The sequence below is a fragment of the Curtobacterium sp. UCD-KPL2560 genome, from assembly GCF_001705035.1.
Taxonomy (GTDB): Bacteria; Actinomycetota; Actinomycetes; order Actinomycetales; family Microbacteriaceae; genus Curtobacterium.
In genome coordinates this window covers 1-21,509 of the sequence record NZ_MCIG01000005.1, presented here as the reverse complement: position 1 = coordinate 21,509, position 21,509 = coordinate 1, and the positions used below count along the sequence as shown (strand labels likewise).

Sequence of the window (21,509 nt, the reverse complement as noted above, 5' to 3'; positions counted from 1 at the left end):
CGGTGATCATCGGCATCGGGGTCGACGTCGTCGACACGGAGCGGTTCCGGAGCGTGCTCGACCGCACCCCCGCGCTCCGGGCGCGGCTGTTCACCCCGGCCGAACTGCTGCGCGACGGTGAACCCCGGTCGGTGACCTCGCTGGCCGCGCGGTTCGCCGCCAAGGAAGCGCTCATCAAGGCCTTCGGGTCGAGCGCGGGGCTGAGCTGGCAGGAGCTCGAGGTCGTCGCGGACGACCAGCGGAACCCGTCGCTCACCCTGCACGAGGGTGCCCAGCGCGTCGCGGACGACCGGGGCGTCGCATCGGTGCACCTGTCGCTCTCGCACGACGGCGGGATCGCGACGGCGTTCGTCGTCATCGAAGGGAAGGGCGCATGAGCGCGTACACGGGCATCACGGTCTCCCGCGAGGCGCTCATCGCCAACTACGCGACCGTCGCCGACCGGGTCGCACCGGCGGGGGTCATCGCGGTCGTCAAGGCGAACGGCTACGGCCACGGGGCCCTCGACGCCGCGCGGGCCTTCGTCGACGCGGGCGCGGAGTGGCTCGGCGTCGCCGACCTCGACGAGGGCATCGCGCTCCGCCAGGCCGGGGTCGACCGGCACGTGCGGATCCTCGCGTGGTTGCACGCCCCCGACGAGGACTTCCGGCGCGCGGCACAGTACGACGTCACCCCCGCGGTGTCGAGCGTCGAGCAGCTCGCCGCCGCAGCCGACTCCGAGGTCCCCGCCGTGCACCTGTGCGTCGACACCGGGCTGAGCCGGAACGGTGCGGTCGAGTCCGAGTGGGCCGAGCTCTTCGCGGTGGCGGGACGGATCCGGCAGCAGGGCGGGCGGACACGGGTCGAGGGACTCATGTCGCACCTGTCGAACGCGTCACGCGCCGACGACCTCGACCAGGACGCCGCCCTGCGGCGCGCGCTCGACGGACTCGCGGCCAACGGTGTCGTCCCGGACGTGGTGCACCTGGCCGCGAGTGCCGCGGGCATCGCCGTCCCCGAGACCCGGCACGACGCCGCCCGGGTCGGTCTCGCGCTGTACGGCCTGAGCCCCTTCGCCGACCGGACCTCGGCCGACCTCGGCCTGCGCCCCGCCATGCGCGTGACCGCCGCGGTGCTCCGGACGGTCCCGGTGCCGGCGGGCGACGGGGTGAGCTACGGCTACACCTGGCGGGCGGCGACCGACACCCGCCTCGCGGTGATCGGCCTCGGCTACTCGGACGGGTTCGACCGCGACTTCGGCAACCACGTCTCGGTGCGCATCGGTGACCGTCGGTTCCCGGTCGTGGGTCGCGTGGCCATGAACGCCATGCACATCGACATCGGCGACGCGGACGTGCAGGTCGGCGACGAGGTCGTGCTCTGGGGCGACCCGGCTGACGGCGACCCGGCGGTCGAGGAGTGGGCCACCGCGATCGGCACCATCAACTACGAGGTGGTCGCCCGGGTCGGCCGCAGCGTCGAACGGAGGACGACGTGAACGCGCCGCTGCGACGGGCCCGGATCGACCTCGACGCCTACCGCTCGAACCTCGACCTGGTCCGGGGCTGGATGGAGCCGGTCGAGGTGATGGCGATCATGAAGGCCGACGCCTACGGGCACGGCCTCGAACCGATCGCCCTCGCGGCCGTCGACGCCGGTGTCCGGTGGATCGGCGTGCTCACGGTCCCCGACGCGCTGCGCCTGCGCGCGATCGGCGTCGGCGAGGACGTCCACCTGTTCACGTGGCAGCACGACCCCGCACTCGACTTCCGCGACGCGATCGACTCCGCGGTGGACCTCGGCGTCTCGAACGCGGCCGAGCTCCAGCGGGTCGTCGACGCCGTCGACCAGCGTCCGGCCCGGGTCCACCTCGGGGTCGACTCCGGCCTGCACCGCGACGGTGCGACCCCGGACGCCTGGCCCGCGCTCGTCGCGCTCGCCGTCGACGCGCAGCGTGCCGGTCGCATCGAGGTCGTCGCCGCGTACACGCACCTCGCCGAGTCGTCGGACGACGACGACAGCGCGGCCGTCGCGGTCTTCGACGCCGCGGTCGCACAGGCCGAGGACCTCGGGCTCGACGTGCCGTTCGAGCACGTCGCCGCGTCCCTGGCCGGGCTCGAGCGCAAGGAGTTCCGCAAGGACATGGTCCGGATGGGGGCGAACCTGTTCGGCATCCCCGGCGCGGACGGCGTCTCGGCGGCCGACCTCGGGCTCGAGCCGGTGATGACCCTGACGGCCTCGGTCGCGAAGACCAAGCGCGTCCCGGTCGACACCGGCGTCTCCTACGACTACACCTACCGCACCGCGCGGGAGACCACGCTGGCGCTCGTCCCGGTCGGGTACGCCGACGGGGTGCCGCGTCGCGCCCAGGGGCGGGTCGAGGTGACGATCGCCGGCCGCCGGTACCCGGTCGCCGGTCGCGTCGCGATGGACCAGTTCCTCGTCGACGTCGGCGACGACGACGTGCGCGTCGGGGACACCGTCGTGCTCTTCGGCACGGGGGAGCACGACGAGATGACCGTCATCGAGTGGGGCGAGGCGCTCGGCACCATCGGTGAGGAGATCACCTGCCGCATCGGTGCCCGGGTGCCGCGCGAGTACGAGGGTCACGAGGTCGAGGGCCGGGTCGGCTCGTGGCTGCGGGGGGAGCAGCCGTGACCGACGAGCGCGCGGACGACGGCGTGCAGGACGCCGCCGTCGACGGTGCTGCCCGCGTCCTGCTCGACACCACGGTCTCGACGACCGACGAGACGACCGCGCTCGGTGCCCGGCTCGCCGCGGTGCTCCGTGCCGGCGACCTGGTCGTCCTGACCGGACCGCTCGGGGCGGGCAAGACCACCCTCACGCGCGGCCTCGGTGCCGCGCTCGGCGCTCGTGGCCAGGTGTCGAGCCCGACGTTCGTGCTCGCCCGGACCCACCCGACGACGGCCGGCCCGGACCTGGTGCACGTGGACGCCTACCGACTGTCCGACCCGCTCGAGCTCGACGACCTCGACCTCGACTGGGACGGCTCGATCGTCGTGGTCGAGTGGGGGCGCGGCTTCGTCGACGGCGTCTCGGACGCGGTGCTCGACGTCGAGATCACCCGGGCCACCGGCGCAGCGGCCCCGGCCGGCGACGACGGACCCGAGGCCGAGGCCACCGACCCGGACGACGTGCCCGACGAGCCGCGTCGCGTGGTCGTCACCGCGACCGGTGCCCGGTGGGCGGACACCACGCTCTGACCGCCGTGCCCCCGGCGCCCGGGGCATGACCCCGGGCACCGGGGACCGGTGCCGCGTCGGCGCCTAGGGGCGGTAGGCCGACATCGACACCCAGTCGATGGTGAGGTGCCCCGCCTTGCCCCAGTTCCCGGTCTGGAACATGAAGCGGTGCGGCGTCGTCGGCACGTCGCGGGTCACGGTCTGCAGCACCCGACCGTCGACGAGGTACGTGACGCTCTTCCCCGGGATCCACTGGATCGTGTAGGTGTGCCACTGCCGCCACGAGACGCCGGTGCCGGCGCTGACGGCCTGGACCTCGTTGCCCGGGGTCATCGAGTGGTGGTGGGCCCACGGCTCCGCGTCGAAGTCGCCCTCGGGGAAGTCGAGCTCGCCCTCGGACCAGACGTTCGACGTCGGCCACAGGATGAACGCCGCGCCGTTCCCGTCCGCGCCGACCGCCTTCGCCCGCACGCTGAACGAGCCGCCGACGTTCGACCAGGCTCCGCGCTTCGTGCCGAACGTGCCGGCAGCACCGCGCGACCCGCTCAGCGTGACGTCGAGCACGCCGTCGTGCGCGCTCACCTGCGAGCCGGACCAGTACTTCCCGTCGCCCATGCCGTCGGGGTAGGGCTGCCAGGAGTCCTGGTACCGCGCAGCGAACCGGCCGTTCGCCGCCGCCGGGGTGGTGAAGTCCTCGCGGAACGTCTGGACGAACGTGCCGGCGCGCTTCGGCGGCGTGGCCGCCTCCGCGTGGTCGGGCGCCTGGGCGAGGGGAGCGGCGACGAGCGCCGAGGCGAGGAGGGCGGTGGTGAGGACCACCTGGACGGTACGGTTGCGCATGACGGACCCTTCCTGGGTGCGGGCCTTCCGTGGATCACCGCACCCTGCGGGCCGACCCGACGGCCCGCAGGGTGGCTTGTCGGTCGACACGCCGTTCTCGACAGCACCGTGACGTACCCCACTCCGGGGGACGTCCGCTCGTCATCGCCACGAGGACGCCCGCGGTTCAGGGACGGTGCGTGCCTCCGGAGCGCATCTCCTTCAGGAGTTCCACCGTCATCCGCTCCAGCCGCGTGCCGAGACCGAGGCCATGAGCGACCACGACTTGAGTCCCGTCGAGCGGTCTGATCGCGCACGCTCGGCTGTGGCGGGTCGCGCCGTTGATCACGTCGGCTCCCGGCGCTCGTTGCCAGCCGGGCGGCGTCCCCGAGGTCAGCAACGCGGTGCTGAGGAACGAGCACAGGTCGTCGAACGTCGACCAGACACCGCCGGCTGCGGCGTACGGTCCCGCACCGACGGACCATGGCGTGAGTGCGCGGCCGCCGCGGTCCCGCGGCAGCACGCGATCCCTCGGCGGAGGGTGGAGTACCGCGGTCTTGACTCCCGCTGGACGGAGGACTTCGTCGGTGGCCCACGCCCACCAGTCGCCGGTCACCTCGTCGAGGACCTCGCCGAGGACGGCGTACCCGAGGTTGGAGTAGAGGAGGTCGCCTCGGCGGAGCAACGGCGTCACGACCGCCGGGTCGAGGCGGCGTCCGACCACGTCGGCGTACGGGTCGCGCTGGAAGAACGCTCTGATCGGGTGGGCCATGCGAGGCAGGCCCGAACGATGACGGAGAACCTCGTCGACGGAGAAGTGCGCTCCCGTCAGCCGGGGGACCACCCGAGCGACCTCGTGGCCGTCCTCGATCAGACCCCGGTCGACAGCGATCCGCACGGCGGTCGCCGTGACCGCCTTCGTGATGCTGCCCCACTCGACCAGGCGCTCGGGAGCGTACGGCTCGACGTGGTCGCGCAGCATCTCCAGATGACCGGTCGCGTCCACCTTGCCGGCGATCCAGGCCCCTGTGTCATTCCTCGAACGACGGAACAGGTTCACGGTGCACCTTCCTGATCGTCCGCGTGACCGCGCGCGTGGCTGTTCGAACCACCAGCACGGCCCGGCGGGCCATCCGCTCGGCATGTGCATCGACGAAGACGAGGTCGAGGGCGATCATCACGAGTGCGAACGACGTGAGGTTCATGAGCAGCGCTATCCCGGCATGGAACACGACCATCGCGGAGACGGCGATCGGCCGCCCGGCCCGGAACAGTACGAAAGCGGGGAAGAAGACGGACACCAGCACGGTCGCGTAAGCGGCAACGACGAGGGCCCAACCGAAGTGGAAGAGGAGCGGAGTGACCTCCGGCCAGAAGAACTCTGGGACTCGGAGGATGTAGTACAGCGCTGTGCCGTCTTGCCACAGCTGGCCCTGGACCTTGTAGAGACCGGCGAGGAGGTAGACGATGCAGACCTGCGCGGCGATGAGGAGCAGCCCGGTGTTGTGGGCGACGGATGTCCCGATCGTGGGCGCGCCGCGCCTCGGCTTCGATGGCACCGCGATCCGGTCGTAGCACCTGGTGAGCAGGAGGAAGGGGATCACCAGGACGACGAGGTTGTCTCCGCCGTCCATGAGCGTGGGATTCGTCATGTACAACGACCAGATGAAGGCGCCGTGCAATCCGAGCAAGACGCGACCACCGACGCCGACCGTGACCAGGACGGCGAGCGCAAGACCTGTGTGGAAGACGGCCTCGAACCAGGCTGGGGAATCGCTCACCATGTACAGGCTGACTGCGCCGCGATCGGCGAGGAGGGCACGTGTCATGTCCGCGCCGTACAGGCCGTCCGGTCCGAACAAGAAGCGCCGCTCAGCGTATCCCGTGACGTAGAACGCCACGGAGACGAGACCGACCGTGGCCCTGAGGAGACAAACCGCAGTGGGCGAATGCGGTCGGTCACTCAACCAACGGACAATGCGATCGACGATCGCGGTCACTGCAGCACGACCCATCCGGATTCCTCCACGCGCGTGTTCTCCTGGTCGTCCTCCGCAGTCCGTCTGGACCAGCCAGGGAACCGGTGGAACACGTACCGGAACTGGGCCGCCGAGGCCTGCGAACCGTCGGCGCAACCCACCCGGTGTGCGGCGTAGCGGGCCGATGTCTGTTCGGCGTCCCGTTCCGCCTTGCGGGCCACCTCGGTGAGCTCGCGCGGGCGATCGATGTCCTTCTCCGCGAGGCGTTGGCTGACGGGGTCTTGCATGAACCGTTGGACGAGGAGGTTGCTCACGATCCGGCTCTCCCTCGACGGGAAGACCCTTCTCGAGTTGGACCTGACGATCGCCGGGGTCGTGATGTCGGTGAACTCGGTGTTTCCGCGTCGGCAGGCGAGCCGGGCGAGGACTCCTCGCTCCTCGCTGATCGGATCGGGGGCGAAGAGCTGCCAGCTCTGCGAGAACCAGGGTTCGATGCGATGTGCGATGGGCGCGAGCGCGAAACTGATCGGAGTGACCGGGCCCGCGAGGACGAGGGCGAGGGCGAGCAGCGTGTAGCTGCTGACGACCACGGCAGAGGCTGCACAGAGCATCCGTCTCTTCATGATTCCTCCGGCGGGGGTGGCGCTCCGCACACAGAGCGCCACCCCGGGTCAGCGGTCGAAGTAGTCGGCTTCGAGGTCGGCCGTCTCGCCGTTCGGCAACGATGACCTCCCCACGACGCTCGCCCACGAGAGGACCTTCGCCGCGTCGCGTGGGGAAGTTGCCGCCTTGAAACCCGCGTAGAGGGCCTTCGCCACTCCGCCGACGCCACGGGGATCCTGTCCTTCGCCAGTGCCGTTCAGGGTCGGGCTCGTCGCGGCATGCTGCATCGCCGGAGTCGAGGGTCCGGTCTGAGCGGAAGCACCCGCTGTCGGCACGAGGACCGTCGCGGCGATGATCGCGGTGAGTGTCGCTGCGGTGGCAGGCTTCACGTTCTTCATGAGTCTCCTTCCATCGAGGTGTCTGATGTGCAACGTACTGAACATCAGTTCACGGGGCAAGGGGGAAAGATCCCGCGCGTTCCGACGCGCCTACGATGGACGCGTGCTCCTCGCCATCGACACGTCCGCCGGCACCTCGGTCGCCGTCGTCGACCCCGCCTCCGGCCGCGCGGTCGCCGAGCGCAGCACCGACGACTCCCGCCGGCACGCCGAGGTCGTCGGCCCGTTCCTCGCCGAGGTCCTCGCCGAGGCCGGCATCACCGGTGCCGACGTCACCGGTGTGGTCGCCGGCATGGGGCCCGGGCCCTTCACCGGCCTGCGCGTCGGCATCGCCGCCGCGCGCACCTTCGCCGCGGCACGCGGCGTCCCCGTCCTCCCGCTCGTCAGCCACGACGCGGTCGCGGCCGACCAGGAGCAGGACGGGCCGTTCGTCGTCCTGACGGACGCGCGCCGGCGCGAGGTCTACTGGAGCGCCTACGACCGGACCGGCACGCGCGTCGCGGGGCCGGGACTCGCCAGGCCCGCCGACCTGGACGAGGCGATCCGCGCCTCCCGTCCGGATGCGGTGGGCTGGGACCGCGTGACCGTCGCGACCATCCCGGCCTGGAGGCTCGGGGCGCTCGCCGCGGACCGGCTCGCCTCCGGCGCGCCCTTCGCCGACGACAGCCCGCTGTACCTGCGCGACCCCGACGTGACGATGCCGGGGGCCCCGAAGCGGGTGGTCCGGTGAGCGCACCGTCCCTGCCCGACGGGCTGCGGATGCGCCGGGCGGTGCCGCAGGACCTCGACGACGTGATGTGGCTCGAGCGGGTCTCGTTCCCGACGGACGCGTGGTCGGCGTCGCAGATGTCCGGCGAGCTGTGGTCCCCGCACGGGTACTACGTCGTGGTGGAGACCACCGACGACGGGGCTCCGTCGATCGTCGGGTACGGCGGCCTGTCCTCGCTCGCGGGGAACCCCGTCGCCGACGTGCAGACCATCGCCGTCGCGGCCGAGCAGCGGGGGAGGGGCGTCGGGAAGGCGCTCTTCACGGAGCTGCTCGACGAGGCACGGCGTCGCGGCGTGCACGAGGTGTTCCTCGAGGTCCGCGCCGACAACCCCGTGGCCCAGGCCATGTACACGGCGGCCGGCTTCGAACGGATCGCCGTGCGCCCCCGCTACTACCAACCCGACGGCGTCGACGCCTGGGTGATGCGCGCGGAACTGCCCGCCGCCGCTCCCACCACGTCGCCCGTCGGACCCGTCGGACAGGAGACCCTCGATGAGCGCGGCTGAACCCCTGGTGCTGGGCATCGAGACGAGCTGTGACGAGACCGGCGTGGGCATCGTCCGCGGGACCACGCTGCTCGCCAACGTCATCGCGTCGAGCATGGACGAGCACGCCCGGTACGGCGGTGTCGTGCCCGAGGTCGCCGCCAGGGCGCACCTCGAGGCGATGACGCCCACCCTGCACGAGGCGCTCGACCGCGCGGGCGTGACGCTCGACGAACTCGACGCGGTCGCGGTCACCGCGGGCCCGGGCCTCGCGGGCGCCCTCATGGTCGGCGTCGGAGCGGCGAAGGCCCTCGCGGTCGCGACGGGGAAGCCGCTGTACGGCGTGAACCACCTCGTCGGGCACGTGGGTGCGGACGTCCTGCGCGCCGACGGTTCCGCGATCGAGCTGCCGACGGTGGCGCTCCTCGTGTCCGGCGGGCACACCTCGCTGCTGCTCGTGCGCGACCTGGTCGGCGACGTCGAGCTCCTCGGCGAGACGATCGACGACGCCGCGGGCGAGGCGTTCGACAAGGTCGCGCGGCTCCTCGGCCTGCCGTACCCCGGCGGCCCGCAGATCGACCGTGCGGCGGCCGAGGGCGACCCGACGGCGATCCGGTTCCCCCGCGGGCTGACCCTGCCGAAGGACATGGCCGCGCACCGCTACGACTTCTCGTTCTCGGGGCTCAAGACGGCCGTGGCGCGCTGGGTGGAGAAGTGCCGCGACGAGGGCCGCGAGGTCCCGGTCGCCGACGTCGCCGCGAGCTTCCGCGAGGCCGTGGTCGACGTGCTCCTGACGAAGGCGCTCGCCGCGTGCCGGGACACCGGCGTGGACCGGCTGCTGCTCGGCGGCGGCGTGGTCGCGAACGCGCGGCTCCGGGCCGTGGCCGAGGAACGCTGCGCCGCCGCCGGGGTCGCGCTGCGGATCCCGCCGTTCGACCTGTGCACCGACAACGGCGCGATGATCGCCGCGGTGGGCGCACGCCTGGTCGCCGAGGGGCACGCGCCGAGCGACCTCGGGCTCGCGGCCGACTCGACCCTGCCGGTGACGACCGTCCAGGTCTGACCGGGCCGCCCCTCCAGCACCGGGTGGGACGGTCTGTGGGAGGATCCAGTGAGGCGCCGACCGACCGGGGCGTCGAGAGGGGTGGAACGGTGTCCGATCAGAACCAGTGGCCGAAGCCGGGCGAGCAGCGGGGCTCCGACGACGCACAGCAGGGCGCGCAGTCACACGGCGCGACGACGCCCGGCAGCGCGGACCCGTGGGCGGAGTCCGGCCAGGGATCGTCGGCGCAGGGTGCCGGGGGGCAGCAGTCGTCGCACGAGCCGTACGGTGCCCAGCAGCAGCAGCAGTACCCGGGCACCGGTCAGCAGGCCGCCGGCCAGCACCAGGGCCAGCCCGGCCAGCAGCAGAACCCGTACGCCGCGCCCTCGCAGCAGCAGTACCCGGGGGCAGGGCACCAGGCGCCCGGCCAGCAGCAGAACCCGTACGGCGCGCCGCAGGGGCAGAACCCCTACGCCGCGCCGTCGCAGCAGCCGGGCCAGGCGCCCGCGGCGGGCCAGTCCCCGTACGCGTCCCAGAACCCCTCCGGCCAGCAGCCGTCGAACCCGTACGGGCAGCAGCCGTCGAACGCGTACGGGCAGAACCCGTACGCGCAGCAGTCGGCGAACCCGTACGCGGCGCCGTACGCCTCGACGGGCTACCAGCCGTACGCCCAGCGTCCGAAGACGAACACGCTCGCGATCCTGTCGATCGTGTTCGCCTACGCCGGCATCATCATCTGGCCGCTCGTCATCCTGACCAGCCCGGCCGGCGCGATCATGGGGCACATCGCCCTCGGCAAGATCAAGCAGACCGGTGAGGCTGGACGGGGGCTCGCGCTCGCCGGGGTCATCGGCGGGTGGGTCCTGACCGGTCTGTACGTGCTCATCGTGGGGATCGTCATCATCGTCGGGATCACGGCGGGGAACTCCGACCCGTACGGCTACGACTACGACTCGGGCGCCTTCATCGGCTGAGCCGACCACAGCAGCCACGACGAGAGCACCCCGCGGGACCCGCGGGGTGCTCTCGTCGTCGGGGGCGCCGCGTCCGCCCGCGCACGGCGCACAGCGCACGGCGGATGGCCCCCGGCGCTGGCGCACGGCCCCCGGCGCACGGCACTGGCGCGCAGCGCGCAGCGCGCAGCCCAGCGCGACCACGCACCCGTCCGGCCCGGCTCGCCCCGGGGGCCGACGGCGCCCCGCGCTCAGGCCGCCACGTCGCCCAGGCGCTCGCACAGGACCGCGGTGTGCCGTCCCTCCAGACGGGTGAGCACGAGCGTGACCGACCGCCGGCCGCGCAGCCGCAACCGCTTCCGGAACTGCGCCGGGTCGACGTCGACCCCGCGCTTCTTCACCTCGACCGTGCCGACGTCGTCGGCGGCGAGCCGCGCGGACAGCTTCTTGACGTCGAGCGGCATCGTGTCGAGGACCCGGAACCCCTGCGCGAAGGGCGTCGACACGGCCCGGTCGGACGTGACGTACGCGATGCCGTCGGACAGCATCCGGCCGTCGATCGAGCGCGCCAGGTCCCCGATGAGCCGTGCGCGGATGACGGCGCCGTCCGGCTCGTACAGGTAGTCGCCGATCGGCCCGACGGGCTCGTCCTCGGCGTCCGCCGCCCCGGTCAGCTCGGCGACGCCGTGCGCGCCGATGACCGTCGCGGCCCGGCGGACGCCCGGGCGCGCGAGGGGGCCGAACCACAGGACGAGCTCGACGACCTCGCGGTCGACCGACACCCACTGCGCCTCGGCGGTGTCCGGCACGAGGTCGCGGTCGATGCCCGGTCCGAGCTTGACGCCCGTCGGGGTGGTCGTCGCGGTCGCGAACACGGTGTCGAGCGAGGGCGACCAGTCGTCCGGGTCGGCCAGGCGCTTCGTGTTCGCGTGACCGGCCGTCCGCCGGGCGGGGTCCATCCAGACACCGTCGACGCGCGCGGTGTCGAACGCCGCGGCGTCGCCGAGCTCGACCCGGGCGTTCGGCCACGGCGCGAGGTTGTGCGTCGCGACGGCCGCGGTGACCTCGTCGCGGTCGACCGCGGTGACGTCGAGGTCGAGCGCCGCCATCGCCATGGCGTCGCCGCCGATCCCGCAGCCGAGGTCGGCCACGCGGGTCAGCCCCGCAGCGGCGAACCGGCCGGCGTGCTGCGCGGCGACCTGCAGCCGGGTCGCCTGCTCGAGGCCGGCCTCGGTGAAGAGCATGCGCGCGGCGAAGTCGCCGAACTTGCCGCGGGCCTTCTGCCGGAGCTTCGCCTGCGTGAGCACCCCGGCGACGAGGGCCGGGTCGTGGCCCTCGGCGCGCAGCCTCGAGACCACCCGGACGATCTCGCCCCCGTCGGAGACGCTCGGGGTACGGTCGAGCAGGGCCATCCCCGCGGGGGTCAGCAGCTGTGCGAGTTCGGCGGCGTCCACCCGACGATCCTCGCAGGTCGCCGGACGGCCCGACACGTGCTGGCACTCGGATTGACCGAGTGCCAGGCAGCCCCTAGAGTTGGCGTTGGCACTCTCCTGTGCGTAGTGCCAACCCGGTTCCCATCTGTACCGAGTCAGTACCGAGAAAGAAGAGGTCACCGTGGCCGTCACCATCAAGCCGCTCGAGGATCGCATCGTCATCCGCCAGGTCGAGGCGGAGCAGACCACCGCTTCCGGTCTGGTCATCCCGGACACCGCGAAGGAGAAGCCCCAGGAGGGCGAGGTCGTCGCCGTCGGACCGGGTCGCATCGACGACAACGGCAACCGCATCCCGCTCGACGTCGCCGTCGGCGACAAGGTCATCTACTCGAAGTACGGCGGCACCGAGGTCAAGTACTCGGGCGAGGACCTGCTGGTCCTCTCGGCTCGCGACGTGCTCGCGGTCATCGAGCGCTGACACCCAGCCAGCACCTGACGAACGCCCCGCTCGGCTCCGGCCGGCGGGGCGTTCTCGCGTTCCCGGGGGCGCACGCAGGTAGAGTGCCGGTCGCGGCGCGGGCGCTGGTCGGCCGGGAGGCGCGGCGCCGGTCCGCCGTGTCGCGTCGCGTCCCGGGGCTCGTCGGCCGGGAGGCGCGGTGTCCGTCCGCCGCGTCGGTCCGGCTTCCTAGGATGGTTCCGTGAGTGAACCGACGTCCGCCCGACCGGCCCGCAGCGAGGCGACCGTCGGGGTCGTGCAGGCGATCGTCGCGTACGGGCTCTGGGGGCTCATGCCGCTGCTGTTCGCGGCGATGGCCCCGGCCGGCGCGTTCGAGATCGTCGCGTGGCGGATCGTCTTCGGGCTGCTGTTCTGCGTCGTCGCCATCGCGGTCACCCGCTCGTGGCTGCGCACCCGCTCCCTGCTCGCCCGGCGTCGCGTGATGCTCGTGATGGGGCTCGCCGCGGTGCTCATCCTGGTGAACTGGACGGTGTACGTCGCGGCCACGACGACCGGGCACACGGTCGAGGCCGCGCTCGGCTACTTCATCAACCCGCTCGTCACGATCGCCCTCGGCGTCGTCGTGCTGCGGGAACGCCTGCGTGCGGCGCAGTGGACCGCGGTCGGCATCAGCGTCGTCGCGGTCGTCGTCATCGCGATCGGCTACGGGCACGTGCCCTGGATCTCGCTCGTGCTCGCGTTCTCGTTCGGGCTGTACGGCCTGGTGAAGAAGCGCGTCGGCGGGACGGTGGACGCACTGAGCGGGCTGACCCTCGAGACGGTGTGGCTGCTGCCGATCGCGGTCGGGACGCTCGTGGTGCTCGGGGTGACCGGGCTCGGCGGCGGGCTGACCGTCGCGAGCGAGGGCTGGGGGCACACCGTCGTCACGGTGCTGACCGGCCCGGCGACCGCGGTGCCCCTGCTGCTCTTCGCGTCCTCGGCCCGGCGGGTGAGCCTGTCCACGCTCGGGTTGACGCAGTACCTGGCGCCCGTGATGCAGCTCCTGGTCGGCGTGGTCGTGCAGCACGAGGCGATGCCGCCCGCACGGTGGATCGGCTTCGGGATCGTGTGGGTCGCGCTCGTGGTGCTCACCGTCGACGGCTTCGTGGCCGCTCGGGCAGCGCGGCGCCGGGCGCTCGCACCCGCGGTGGTCGAGCCGGCCTGACGGGGGCGGGGCGCGCCTCCCGGCCGGTCATCCGGGTCTTCCCGCGACGGTGCTCGGTGCACGCGGCCCGGCCCCGTGCGCGTGACAGCGCTCCCGGCGCACGCGACGACCCCCGCGAACGCGACGGTCCCCCGCGGGAGTTCCGCGGGGGACCGTCGTGCTCGCTGCCGTGCAGTGGTTACTTCGAGACCGAGCCCTGGATGGCGCTCTGGTACACGGGCTTGTTGTCGCCGTCGAACTTGTAGATGCCGATGTAGGCGCTCGACGGGTCGTTCTTCTTGTCGAACGGACCGATGCCGGACGGGCCGGTGTAGTGGATCTGCTGACCGGAGTCGAGCAGCTTCTTGCAGTCCGCGAAGGTCGAGCACTCGGTGCCGCCGTCCGCACCGGACACCTTGGCCATGTTGGCCTGGATGGTGCCGGAGTCGGTGCCCTTGCCCGCGACCGCGGCCAGCGCGGCGAGGGTGGTGGCGTCGTAGGACTCAGCGGCGTACGAGTAGTCGGCGAGCGGCTTGCCGGCGGTCTTCTGGTAGAAGTCCGACAGACGCTGCTTCAGCTCGTCCTTCGGGCTCGCGCCGGGGATGGTGCCCTGCGCGCCCGCCAGCGTGCCCTTGTCGAAGTCCTTCGAGTAGTCGGCCGTGTTGCCGTCCGACATGTAGATCTTCGCCATGTCGGCGTTCTGCGACTTGAGCTCGGGGACGATCGACTTCGTCTCGTCGAAGGCGAGGACCACGATCGCGTCGGGCTTCGTGGCGAGCGCCGCGGTGACCTCGGACGAGAACGTCGTCTGGCCGGGCGGGAACTCCTGGCCCTTGCCCTTGCCGCCGTAGACGACCTGGCCGCCCGAGGACTCGATGGCCTTCTGGACGGTGTCGCGCAGGCCGGTGCCGTACGTGTCGTTGAAGACCAGGAACGCGACCTTGGCGTTGCCGTCACCCGTGATGAGCTGGCCGAGCGCCGAACCCTGCACCGAGTCCGGCGGAGCGGTCCGGAAGTAGTGCGACGAGTAGCCGGACAGCGAGGTCGCGGTGTTCGCCGGGGAGATCTGCACGATGCAGCTGCTCGTCAGCTGGTCGATGACGTTCAGCGTGACGCTGGACGACTCCGCACCGATGACGACCGGGACCTTGGCGTTGACGAGCTTCGTCGCGGCCGAGCTCGACACGGTCATGTCGTTGCTGTCACCCGAGTCGGTCGCCGGGTCGATGCTGACGTCCTTGTCGAGCACGCCGCCGGCGGCGTTGATGTCCTCGACGGCCAGGCCGACCCCGGACTCCGCGGGCGGGTTGAGGTACGAGAGCGTCCCCGTGAGCGGCAGGATCGTGCCGATCTTGAGCGCGTCGGTACCCGGGGTGGCGGGAGCCTTGCAGCTCGCCGCCGGGTCCTTCTTCGCCCCGCCGGCCGAGGCCGAGGACGTGGACTCGGCGCTGCCGCTGGTGGAACACGCGGCGAGGAGGAGCGCTGCCGCTCCCGCCACTGCCAGTGCCGTGGTGGCACGGGTGGTTCTGATCATCCGTGGAGCCCTTTCTCTGCGCGGAGGCCTGACCGCATCGGGTCGAGCGCAGTGTCCTCTGCGTGGGTTGCCGAGAAAACTAGGGCCGATGTGTTTCGCGTGTGTGTCCGAGATCCTCCCCTGGACGTTTCGTTACAGACCCGTGACTCATCTGAGCGGCCGCCCGGGAACCCCTGATGAGGAGTCCGTCCGGACGGTCTCGGGCCCGCCGCTGGCCGGGGAGGACCGGTCCTGTCCGGTGGACGCGGACCTCGACGGCCGTGCCGGAACGTCCCCGGGAACAGCACGTCGGCGGCTCCTCGCAGCGGGGTGGCGCTGCGGGGAACCGCCGACGTGGGGACGAGCGGGAGGGTCGGTCAGCCGCGGTAGTTCGGGGCCTCGACGACCATCTTGATGTCGTGCGGGTGCGACTCCTTGAGCCCCGCGGCCGTGATGCGGACGAACTTGCCGCGGGCCTTGAGCTCGGGCACGGTCCGGCCGCCGACGTAGAACATCGACTGCCGCAGCCCGCCGACGAGCTGGTAGACGGCGTTCGCCACCGAGCCGCGGTAGGGCACCTGGCCCTCGATGCCCTCGGGGATGAGCTTCTCGTCCGAGGGGACGTCGGCCTGGAAGTAGCGGTCCTTCGAGTACGAGGTCTTCTCGCCGCGGGTCTGCAGGGCGCCCAGGGAGCCCATGCCGCGGTACGCCTTGTACTGCTTGCCGCCGACGAACACCAGGTCGCCCGGGGACTCGTCGGTGCCGGCGAGGAGCGAGCCGAGCATCACGGTGTCCGCGCCGGCGACGAGCGCCTTGGCGATGTCACCCGAGTACTGCAGGCCGCCGTCGGCGATGACCGGGACGCCGGCCTCGCGGGCCGCGAGCGACGCCTCGTAGACCGCGGTGACCTGCGGGACGCCGACGCCGGCGACCACGCGGGTCGTGCAGATCGAGCCGGGGCCGACGCCGACCTTGACCGCGTCGACGCCCGCGTCGATGAGCGCCTGGGCGCCCTGACGGGTCGCGACGTTGCCGCCGATCACGTCGATGCCGGCGAACGACGGGTCCGCCTTCAGGCGACGGACCATGTCGAGCACGCCCTCGCTCTCGCCGTTCGCGGTGTCCACCACGAGCACGTCGACACCCGCGTCGCGCAGGGCCTCGGCGCGCTGCCAGGCGTCACCGAAGAAGCCGATCGCGGCACCGACGCGCAGTCGGCCCTCGTCGTCCTTGGTGGAGTCCGGGTACTTCTCGCTCTTGTCGAAGTCCTTGACCGTGATGAGCCCGGTCAGGCGGCCGGACTCGTCGACGAGGGGCAGCTTCTCGATCTTGTGCTGCGCGAAGATCGCGACCGCGTCCTCGGGGTCGATGCCCTCGGACGCCGTGATGAGCGGGGCCTTCGTCATGACGTCGCGGACGAGCGTGGTGCCCATCTCGAACGGGGCGACGAAGCGCATGTCGCGGTTGGTGATGATGCCGACGAGCGTGCCGTCCTCCTCGACGACCGGCAGGCCGGAGACGCGGAACTGCCCGCACACGGCGTCGACCTCGGCGACGGTCGCGTCGGGACGGGTCGTCACGGGGTTCGTGATCATGCCCGACTCGGACCGCTTGACCTTGTCGACGTAGGCCGCCTGGTCCTCGATCGACATGTTGCGGTGCAGGATGCCGATGCCGCCCTGGCGCGCCATGGCGATGGCCATGCGGGCCTCGGTCACGGTGTCCATCGCCGCGGACAGCAGCGGGACGGCGACCGAGATGCGCTTGGTGAGCCGGGACGTGGTGGACGCCTCGCTCGGGATGACGTCGGTGTGCCCGGGGAGGAGCATGACGTCGTCGTACGTGAGTCCGATGAATCCGAACGGATCCGGCTGGTCCATGGGTCCCCTTCGTGGGCGAGGTGAAGTGGTCTGCTGCACCGGCAACGCACCGTCGGGTTCCCGATGGGCAATGGTAACGCGCCCGGGCGAGGCGCCATTCCTGCGCCTGAGCAGATCCACGCTGGGGGACCGCTGGGATGGTGCGTCGTGACCCCTCCCGGAGGGCACTGGACACCTCTCGCGTCGACCGCTGTACCGGCCGGACGGGCGGATTCATGCGGATCGACAGGGGATCGGTCACGAATGCAGCACGATTTGTGCAGGAGACGTGACGGAAACACGGGGGACACAAAAAATCCCTAGGGTCCTCGACTATCCGAACGAGAGGCTCATCCGTGGGTTCCATCACTCCGCCGGGGTCTGCGCTCATGCGCCGATTCCGCCGCGGGGCACCAGGCCGCAGCCGCCTGGTCCTCGCCGCCGTGCTCTTCCTCGCCTTCCTCGCCACCTTCGCGGTCGACTGGGCACTGTCGCCCGCAGCCGACGCGGTGACGAGCAGTCCGTCCGCCAGCAGCAGCCCGGCCGGCACCAGCCCGGCCGGCGGGACGGCGGCCACCGGGCCCTGCACGGTCAGCCCCACCAACGGCTGCATCCGCGGCACGATCCTGGACTCCGAGCGCAAGCCGGCGAAGGGCATCGACGTCGAGGTCGCCGGACCCGCGTCCTTCGACCAGACCGCGACGACCGACGCCACCGGTCGGTGGTCGGTGAGCGTCACGACCGCCGGGCAGTACACGGTGAGCGTCGACCAGTCCTCGCTGCCGAAGGGCCAGTACCTGACGAACGCCGCGGACGCCGAGCGCAAGGTGAACGCCACGCTGAACGCCAACGTCGGGCAGATCTTCCAGCTCTCCGACCAGAAGGGCGCGACGACGGACACCGACACGTCGAGCGTGACGCCCGCGCGGGCCTGGCAGCAGTTCGCGTCCGGCATCCGCCTCGGGCTCCTCATCGCGCTGGCGTCGGTCGGCCTCTCGCTCATCTACGGCACCACCGGCCTGTCGAGCTTCTCGCACGGCGAGCAGGTCACCCTCGGCGGGCTCCTGGCCTACGTCTTCGCGAACCAGCTCGGGTGGAACATCTGGCTGACCGGCATCGTGGTGACGCTGCTCTGCGCCGCGACCGGGTACCTGCAGGACGCCGCGATCTGGAAGCCCCTGCGGCGCAAGCGGATCAGCCTGACGCAGCTCATGATCGTGACGATCGGTCTGTCGATCGCCGCGCAGTACGCCTTCCAGTACCTGTTCGGCGCCTCGACCGTCCGCATCCAGCAGGGCAACCCCGAGACGGTGACGTTCGCCGGGCTCACCCTGACGGTGCAGTCCTACGTCGCGATGGCGGTCGCGCTCGTCGTGCTCGTCGGCACCGGGCTCTTCCTCGCGAAGACCCGCTTCGGTCGTGCCACGCGCGCGGTGTCGGACAACCCCGCGCTCGCCGCGGCCTCGGGCATCGACGTCGACCGCGTCATCCGCTTCGTGTGGACGCTCGCGGCGGGCCTCGCCGGCCTGTCCGGCGTGATGCTCGGCCTCGTGCTCAACGGCGTGAACTGGCAGACCGGTCTCCAGCTGCTGCTGCTCATGTTCGCGTCCGTCACCCTCGGCGGCCTCGGCACCGCGTACGGCGCCCTGGTCGGCTCGATGATCATCGGCATCATCGTCGAGCTCACGAACCTCGTGCTGCCGGGCGACTTCAAGTACGCCACGGCCCTCGTGATCCTCATCCTCATCCTGCTGTTCCGGCCGCAGGGCATCTTCGGCCGCGCCGAGCGCATCGGCTAAGGGAGCACCGACATGGACTACATCCTGAACCTGCTCAGCTCGCTGACGCAGGAGGCCCTCGCGCCGACCACGGCGGCGTTCGCCCTCGCGGCGATCGGCCTCAACGTGCACTTCGGCCTCACGGGCCTGATCAACATGGGCCAGGCGGCGTTCCTGCTGCTCGGTGCCTACGGGTTCGCGATCTCGATCACGAACGGACTGCCCTTCGTGGTAGCCGTCCTCGTCGCGCTCGCCGTGGCGATCGTCTTCGCGGTGATCCTCGGTGTCCCGACCCTGCGGTTGCGTGGTGACTACCTGGCGATCGTGACGATCTCCGGCGCCGAGATCATCCGCATGGTCGGACGCTCCAGCCTGCTCACCACGACGACCGGTGGCTCGAACGGCATCGCCGGCTCGGCCTACCGCGACCCGTTCAACGCGCTCAGCCCGCTGCCCGACGGCACCACGTCGATCCTCTGGTTCACGTACTCGAACAACGGCGTCAACGGCTGGTGGATCCGCATCGCGGCGTGGGGCCTCGTCGCCCTGTTCACGCTCGTGCTGTTCCTGCTCATGCGCAGCCCGTGGGGCCGCGTGGTGAAGGCCATCCGCGAGGACGAGGACGCCGTGCGCTCCCTCGGCAAGAACGTCTACTCGTACAAGATGCAGGCGCTCGTGTTCGGTGGCGCGCTCGGTGCGCTCGCCGGGGTGATCTACGTCCTGCCGAGCTCGGTGCAGCCGGACGCGATGGGCCGCTCGATGACGTTCTTCATCTGGACGGCGCTCATCCTCGGCGGTGCCGCGACGGTGTTCGGTCCGGTGCTCGGCTCCGTGCTGTTCTTCGTCGTCCGCCTGTTCATCCGCACCCTCGCGGGTGACTTCATCCCGGACTCGATCATGAACGCCCAGCAGGCCGAGCAGTTCTCGTACGTGCTCGTCGGCGTCGCGCTCATGCTCCTCATCGTGTTCCGTCCACAGGGACTCCTCGGCAACAAGAAGGAGCTGACGTTCAGTGTCTGAGACGTACGCCCACAGCAAGACCGACCCGATCCTGACGGTGGACGGGGTCACCCGGCACTTCGGCGGCATGACCGCGGTCGACGTCGACCACCTCGAGGTCCAGCGCGGCTCCATCACCGCCCTGATCGGTCCGAACGGTGCCGGCAAGACCACGTTCTTCAACCTGCTCACCGGGTTCGACAAGCCGACCCCCGGCGCGCGGACCACCTTCGACGGGGCGACCCTGCAGAAGACGAGCGCCACGCACATCGCGAACAAGGGCATGGTCCGCACGTTCCAGCTCACGAAGGCGCTCAGTCGCCTGACCGTGATGCAGAACATGCTCCTCGGCGCGCGGGACCAGCCGGGCGAGAACTTCTTCGCCGCCCTCGTGAAGCCGCTCTGGTCGAAGCGCGAGCAGGAGATCACGGCCAAGGCCGAGGACCTCCTCGCCCGCTTCAAGCTCCTCGAGAAGAAGGACGACTACGCCGGTTCGCTCTCGGGCGGTCAGCGGAAGCTCCTCGAGATGGCCCGGGCGCTCATGTCCGACCCGCGCATGATCATGCTCGACGAGCCGATGGCCGGCGTGAACCCGGCACTGACGCAGTCGCTGCTCGGGCACATCAAGTCCCTGCGCGACGACGGCATGACGGTGCTCTTCGTCGAGCACGACATGCACATGGTCCGGCACATCTCGGACTGGGTCGTCGTCATGGCCGAGGGCAAGGTCGTCGCCGAGGGGCCGGCCGACACGGTGATGGACGACCAGGCCGTCATCGACGCGTACCTCGGCGCCCACCACGACACCGACCTGGGCGACGACTCGCTCCTCACCGAGGAGACCTACGAGGAACTCGCCGAAGAGGTCGCAGAAGAAGACGCGGCGGCCGACCACCGCGAGCAGGACGAGCAGGAGGCGACCCGATGACCGACGCACCGAACGCAGCGGACGCGAGCCGCGCCTCCAGTCCGGACCCGACGACCGCGACCGGCGCGACGACCGCGACCGGCGCGACGACCGCGACCGGCGCGACGACCGCGACCGGCGCGACGACCGCGACCGGCACGGCGACCCTGGACCGCGAACCGGTCCTCAGCGCCAAGAACCTCGTCGCCGGCTACCTGCCGGGCGTGAACATCCTCAACGGCTGCGACCTCGACTGCTACCCGGGCGAGCTCATCGGCATCATCGGCCCGAACGGTGCCGGCAAGTCGACGCTCCTCAAGGCGCTGTTCGGCCTGGTGAACGTCCGCGAGGGCGCCGTCACGCTGCAGGGCGAGGACATCACGAACCTCAAGGCGAACAAGCTCGTGCAGGCCGGCGTCGGCTTCGTCCCGCAGACGAACAACGTCTTCCCCTCGCTGTCCATCGAGGAGAACCTGCAGATGGGCCTGTACCTGCGCCCGAAGAAGTTCGCCGAGCGGCTCGAGGTCATCTACGACCTGTTCCCGGTCCTCGGCCAGCGGCGCAACCAGCGCGCCGGTTCGCTCTCCGGTGGTGAGCGGCAGTCGGTCGCGATGGCGCGTGCGCTGATGATGGACCCGAAGGTGCTGCTCCTCGACGAGCCGAGCGCCGGCCTGTCGCCGGTGCGGCAGGACGAGACCTTCATCCGGACGCGGCGCATCAACAAGGCCGGCGTCTCGATCATCATGGTCGAGCAGAACGCCCGGCGCTGTCTGCAGATCTGCGATCGTGGGTACGTGCTCGACCAGGGGAAGAACGCGTACTCGGGCACCGGGCGGGAGCTCGCCGACGACCCGAAGGTCATCGAGCTCTACCTGGGGACGCTCGCCAAGGACGTCGACGGGGCGCGCTAGCACCCGGTCGACCCGCGGGTACCGCTGTGGGGGCGGGATCCGCACCGACGGGGCCGCGCTGGCTGCTGATGCGCCGCGCGGCCCCGTCCTGTACCCGGTCCGTGTCCGGTCGGCCGGGCCCGGTACCGGTGCGACGGCGGGTCGCCGCCGCCCCGTGGCCGGTCGACCGGTCTGGAGGCGCGACCCACCCCCGCCACGTCGACCCGCGTCGTGCCTCGGCGCGGCCGGGAGGCCCGACC

At 71.4% G+C, this 21,509-nt stretch carries 22 protein-coding genes; 14 read left to right on the top strand and 8 right to left on the bottom strand.

The window, feature by feature from the left end:
* Positions 1-2: 2 nt before the first annotated feature.
* Genes BEP24_RS02635 through tsaE form a run of 4 tightly spaced genes read left to right on the top strand, consistent with a single transcriptional unit; the run spans position 3 to position 3,203 of the window.
* A complete protein-coding gene (locus tag BEP24_RS02635; protein WP_065959981.1) occupies positions 3-377 on the top strand; it encodes a holo-ACP synthase in 375 nt (124 codons plus the stop codon).
* Positions 374-1,477 carry an alanine racemase gene (gene alr, locus BEP24_RS02630; protein WP_065959980.1) on the top strand — a complete coding sequence of 368 codons (1,104 nt, stop codon included), beginning with the start codon at positions 374-376 and terminating at the stop codon, positions 1,475-1,477. Before BEP24_RS02635 ends, alr (BEP24_RS02630) begins: the two co-directional genes overlap by 4 nt.
* Positions 1,474-2,637, top strand: a complete 1,164-nt coding sequence (alr, locus tag BEP24_RS02625; protein WP_065959977.1) for an alanine racemase — start codon at positions 1,474-1,476, stop codon at positions 2,635-2,637. The genes alr (BEP24_RS02630) and alr (BEP24_RS02625) overlap by 4 nt, the downstream gene beginning before the upstream one ends.
* 59 nt (positions 2,638-2,696) lie before the next feature.
* On the top strand, positions 2,697-3,203 hold the full coding sequence (gene tsaE, locus BEP24_RS02620; RefSeq protein WP_065960089.1) for a tRNA (adenosine(37)-N6)-threonylcarbamoyltransferase complex ATPase subunit type 1 TsaE: 507 nt from the start codon (positions 2,697-2,699) through the stop codon (positions 3,201-3,203).
* 63 nt (positions 3,204-3,266) lie between these two features.
* Here the strand turns inward: tsaE and BEP24_RS02615 are convergent, their stop codons facing one another.
* The 5 genes from BEP24_RS02615 to BEP24_RS02595 all read right to left on the bottom strand — a co-directional run bounded on the left by BEP24_RS02615 (position 3,267) and on the right by BEP24_RS02595 (position 6,981).
* Positions 3,267-4,022: a glycoside hydrolase family 16 protein gene (locus BEP24_RS02615; RefSeq protein WP_065959975.1), complete on the bottom strand. Its 756-nt coding sequence runs from the start codon at positions 4,020-4,022 to the stop codon at positions 3,267-3,269.
* Between the two features lie 166 nt (positions 4,023-4,188).
* Positions 4,189-5,061: a serine hydrolase domain-containing protein gene (locus BEP24_RS02610; RefSeq protein ID WP_139197348.1), complete on the bottom strand. Its 873-nt coding sequence runs from the start codon at positions 5,059-5,061 to the stop codon at positions 4,189-4,191.
* Complete coding sequence (locus tag BEP24_RS02605; RefSeq protein ID WP_171898706.1) at positions 5,033-5,902, bottom strand: HTTM domain-containing protein; 870 nt, start codon at positions 5,900-5,902, stop codon at positions 5,033-5,035. Before BEP24_RS02605 ends, BEP24_RS02610 begins: the two co-directional genes overlap by 29 nt.
* A gap of 95 nt (positions 5,903-5,997) precedes the next feature.
* A complete protein-coding gene (locus BEP24_RS02600; RefSeq protein ID WP_065959971.1) occupies positions 5,998-6,570 on the bottom strand; it encodes a DUF5819 family protein in 573 nt (190 codons plus the stop codon).
* An 81-nt stretch (positions 6,571-6,651) separates the two neighbouring features.
* On the bottom strand, positions 6,652-6,981 hold the full coding sequence (locus BEP24_RS02595) for a hypothetical protein (protein ID WP_065959969.1): 330 nt from the start codon (positions 6,979-6,981) through the stop codon (positions 6,652-6,654).
* Between the two features lie 103 nt (positions 6,982-7,084).
* Here BEP24_RS02595 and tsaB point away from each other — a divergent pair, with 103 nt between their 5' ends.
* From tsaB to BEP24_RS16350, 4 genes are all read left to right on the top strand, one after another.
* Positions 7,085-7,711, top strand: coding sequence for a tRNA (adenosine(37)-N6)-threonylcarbamoyltransferase complex dimerization subunit type 1 TsaB (gene tsaB, locus BEP24_RS02590; RefSeq protein ID WP_065959968.1), 627 nt, complete (start codon positions 7,085-7,087; stop codon positions 7,709-7,711).
* Positions 7,708-8,256, top strand: a complete 549-nt coding sequence (gene rimI / locus BEP24_RS02585; RefSeq protein WP_366556876.1) for a ribosomal protein S18-alanine N-acetyltransferase — start codon at positions 7,708-7,710, stop codon at positions 8,254-8,256. Before tsaB ends, rimI begins: the two co-directional genes overlap by 4 nt.
* Entirely contained in the window at positions 8,243-9,298 is a 1,056-nt protein-coding gene (gene tsaD / locus BEP24_RS02580) for a tRNA (adenosine(37)-N6)-threonylcarbamoyltransferase complex transferase subunit TsaD (protein ID WP_065959966.1), read from the top strand. The genes rimI and tsaD overlap by 14 nt, the downstream gene beginning before the upstream one ends.
* Before the next feature lie 89 nt (positions 9,299-9,387).
* Positions 9,388-10,251: a DUF4190 domain-containing protein gene (locus BEP24_RS16350; RefSeq protein WP_083230015.1), complete on the top strand. Its 864-nt coding sequence runs from the start codon at positions 9,388-9,390 to the stop codon at positions 10,249-10,251.
* Positions 10,252-10,481: 230 nt separating this feature from the next.
* Here BEP24_RS16350 and BEP24_RS02570 read toward each other — a convergent pair whose 3' ends face one another.
* Positions 10,482-11,684 (bottom strand): class I SAM-dependent methyltransferase, encoded by a 1,203-nt coding sequence (locus BEP24_RS02570; protein WP_065959964.1) that lies wholly within the window; start codon positions 11,682-11,684, stop codon positions 10,482-10,484.
* Positions 11,685-11,844: 160 nt separating this feature from the next.
* Here BEP24_RS02570 and groES point away from each other — a divergent pair, with 160 nt between their 5' ends.
* A complete protein-coding gene (groES, locus tag BEP24_RS02565) occupies positions 11,845-12,141 on the top strand; it encodes a co-chaperone GroES (RefSeq protein ID WP_065959962.1) in 297 nt (98 codons plus the stop codon).
* A gap of 220 nt (positions 12,142-12,361) precedes the next feature.
* Positions 12,362-13,324, top strand: coding sequence for an EamA family transporter RarD (gene rarD, locus BEP24_RS02560; protein WP_065959961.1), 963 nt, complete (start codon positions 12,362-12,364; stop codon positions 13,322-13,324).
* Positions 13,325-13,502: 178 nt separating this feature from the next.
* On the opposite strand, the gene BEP24_RS02555 is transcribed toward rarD, so the two are convergent.
* Positions 13,503-14,837, bottom strand: a complete 1,335-nt coding sequence (locus BEP24_RS02555; protein ID WP_065959959.1) for an ABC transporter substrate-binding protein — start codon at positions 14,835-14,837, stop codon at positions 13,503-13,505.
* A 356-nt stretch (positions 14,838-15,193) separates the two neighbouring features.
* Positions 15,194-16,696, bottom strand: coding sequence for an IMP dehydrogenase (gene guaB / locus BEP24_RS02550; protein WP_065959958.1), 1,503 nt, complete (start codon positions 16,694-16,696; stop codon positions 15,194-15,196).
* A 335-nt stretch (positions 16,697-17,031) separates the two neighbouring features.
* On the opposite strand from guaB, the gene BEP24_RS02545 reads away from it, so the two are divergent.
* Genes BEP24_RS02545 through BEP24_RS02530 form a run of 4 tightly spaced genes read left to right on the top strand, consistent with a single transcriptional unit; the run spans position 17,032 to position 21,270 of the window.
* A complete protein-coding gene (locus BEP24_RS02545; RefSeq protein WP_253181542.1) occupies positions 17,032-18,474 on the top strand; it encodes a branched-chain amino acid ABC transporter permease in 1,443 nt (480 codons plus the stop codon).
* A gap of 12 nt (positions 18,475-18,486) precedes the next feature.
* Positions 18,487-19,473, top strand: a complete 987-nt coding sequence (locus BEP24_RS02540) for a branched-chain amino acid ABC transporter permease (RefSeq protein WP_065959955.1) — start codon at positions 18,487-18,489, stop codon at positions 19,471-19,473.
* A complete protein-coding gene (locus tag BEP24_RS02535; RefSeq protein ID WP_065959952.1) occupies positions 19,466-20,380 on the top strand; it encodes an ABC transporter ATP-binding protein in 915 nt (304 codons plus the stop codon). The genes BEP24_RS02540 and BEP24_RS02535 overlap by 8 nt, the downstream gene beginning before the upstream one ends.
* Entirely contained in the window at positions 20,377-21,270 is an 894-nt protein-coding gene (locus BEP24_RS02530) for an ABC transporter ATP-binding protein (protein ID WP_253181541.1), read from the top strand. The genes BEP24_RS02535 and BEP24_RS02530 overlap by 4 nt, the downstream gene beginning before the upstream one ends.
* Positions 21,271-21,509 lie beyond the last annotated feature (239 nt).

Excerpts from the sequence above, each read along its gene's own strand:
- alr (WP_065959980.1), top strand. The coding sequence starts at position 374 with ATGAGCGCGTACACGGGCATCACGGTCTCCCGCGAGGCGCTCATCGCC.
- BEP24_RS02615 (WP_065959975.1), bottom strand. The coding sequence starts at position 4,022 with ATGCGCAACCGTACCGTCCAGGTGGTCCTCACCACCGCCCTCCTCGCC.
- BEP24_RS02595 (WP_065959969.1), bottom strand. The coding sequence starts at position 6,981 with ATGAAGAACGTGAAGCCTGCCACCGCAGCGACACTCACCGCGATCATC.
- tsaD (WP_065959966.1), top strand. The coding sequence starts at position 8,243 with ATGAGCGCGGCTGAACCCCTGGTGCTGGGCATCGAGACGAGCTGTGAC.
- BEP24_RS02555 (WP_065959959.1), bottom strand. The coding sequence starts at position 14,837 with ATGATCAGAACCACCCGTGCCACCACGGCACTGGCAGTGGCGGGAGCG.
- guaB (WP_065959958.1), bottom strand. The coding sequence starts at position 16,696 with ATGGACCAGCCGGATCCGTTCGGATTCATCGGACTCACGTACGACGAC.
- BEP24_RS02540 (WP_065959955.1), top strand. The coding sequence starts at position 18,487 with ATGGACTACATCCTGAACCTGCTCAGCTCGCTGACGCAGGAGGCCCTC.
- BEP24_RS02530 (WP_253181541.1), top strand. The coding sequence starts at position 20,377 with ATGACCGACGCACCGAACGCAGCGGACGCGAGCCGCGCCTCCAGTCCG.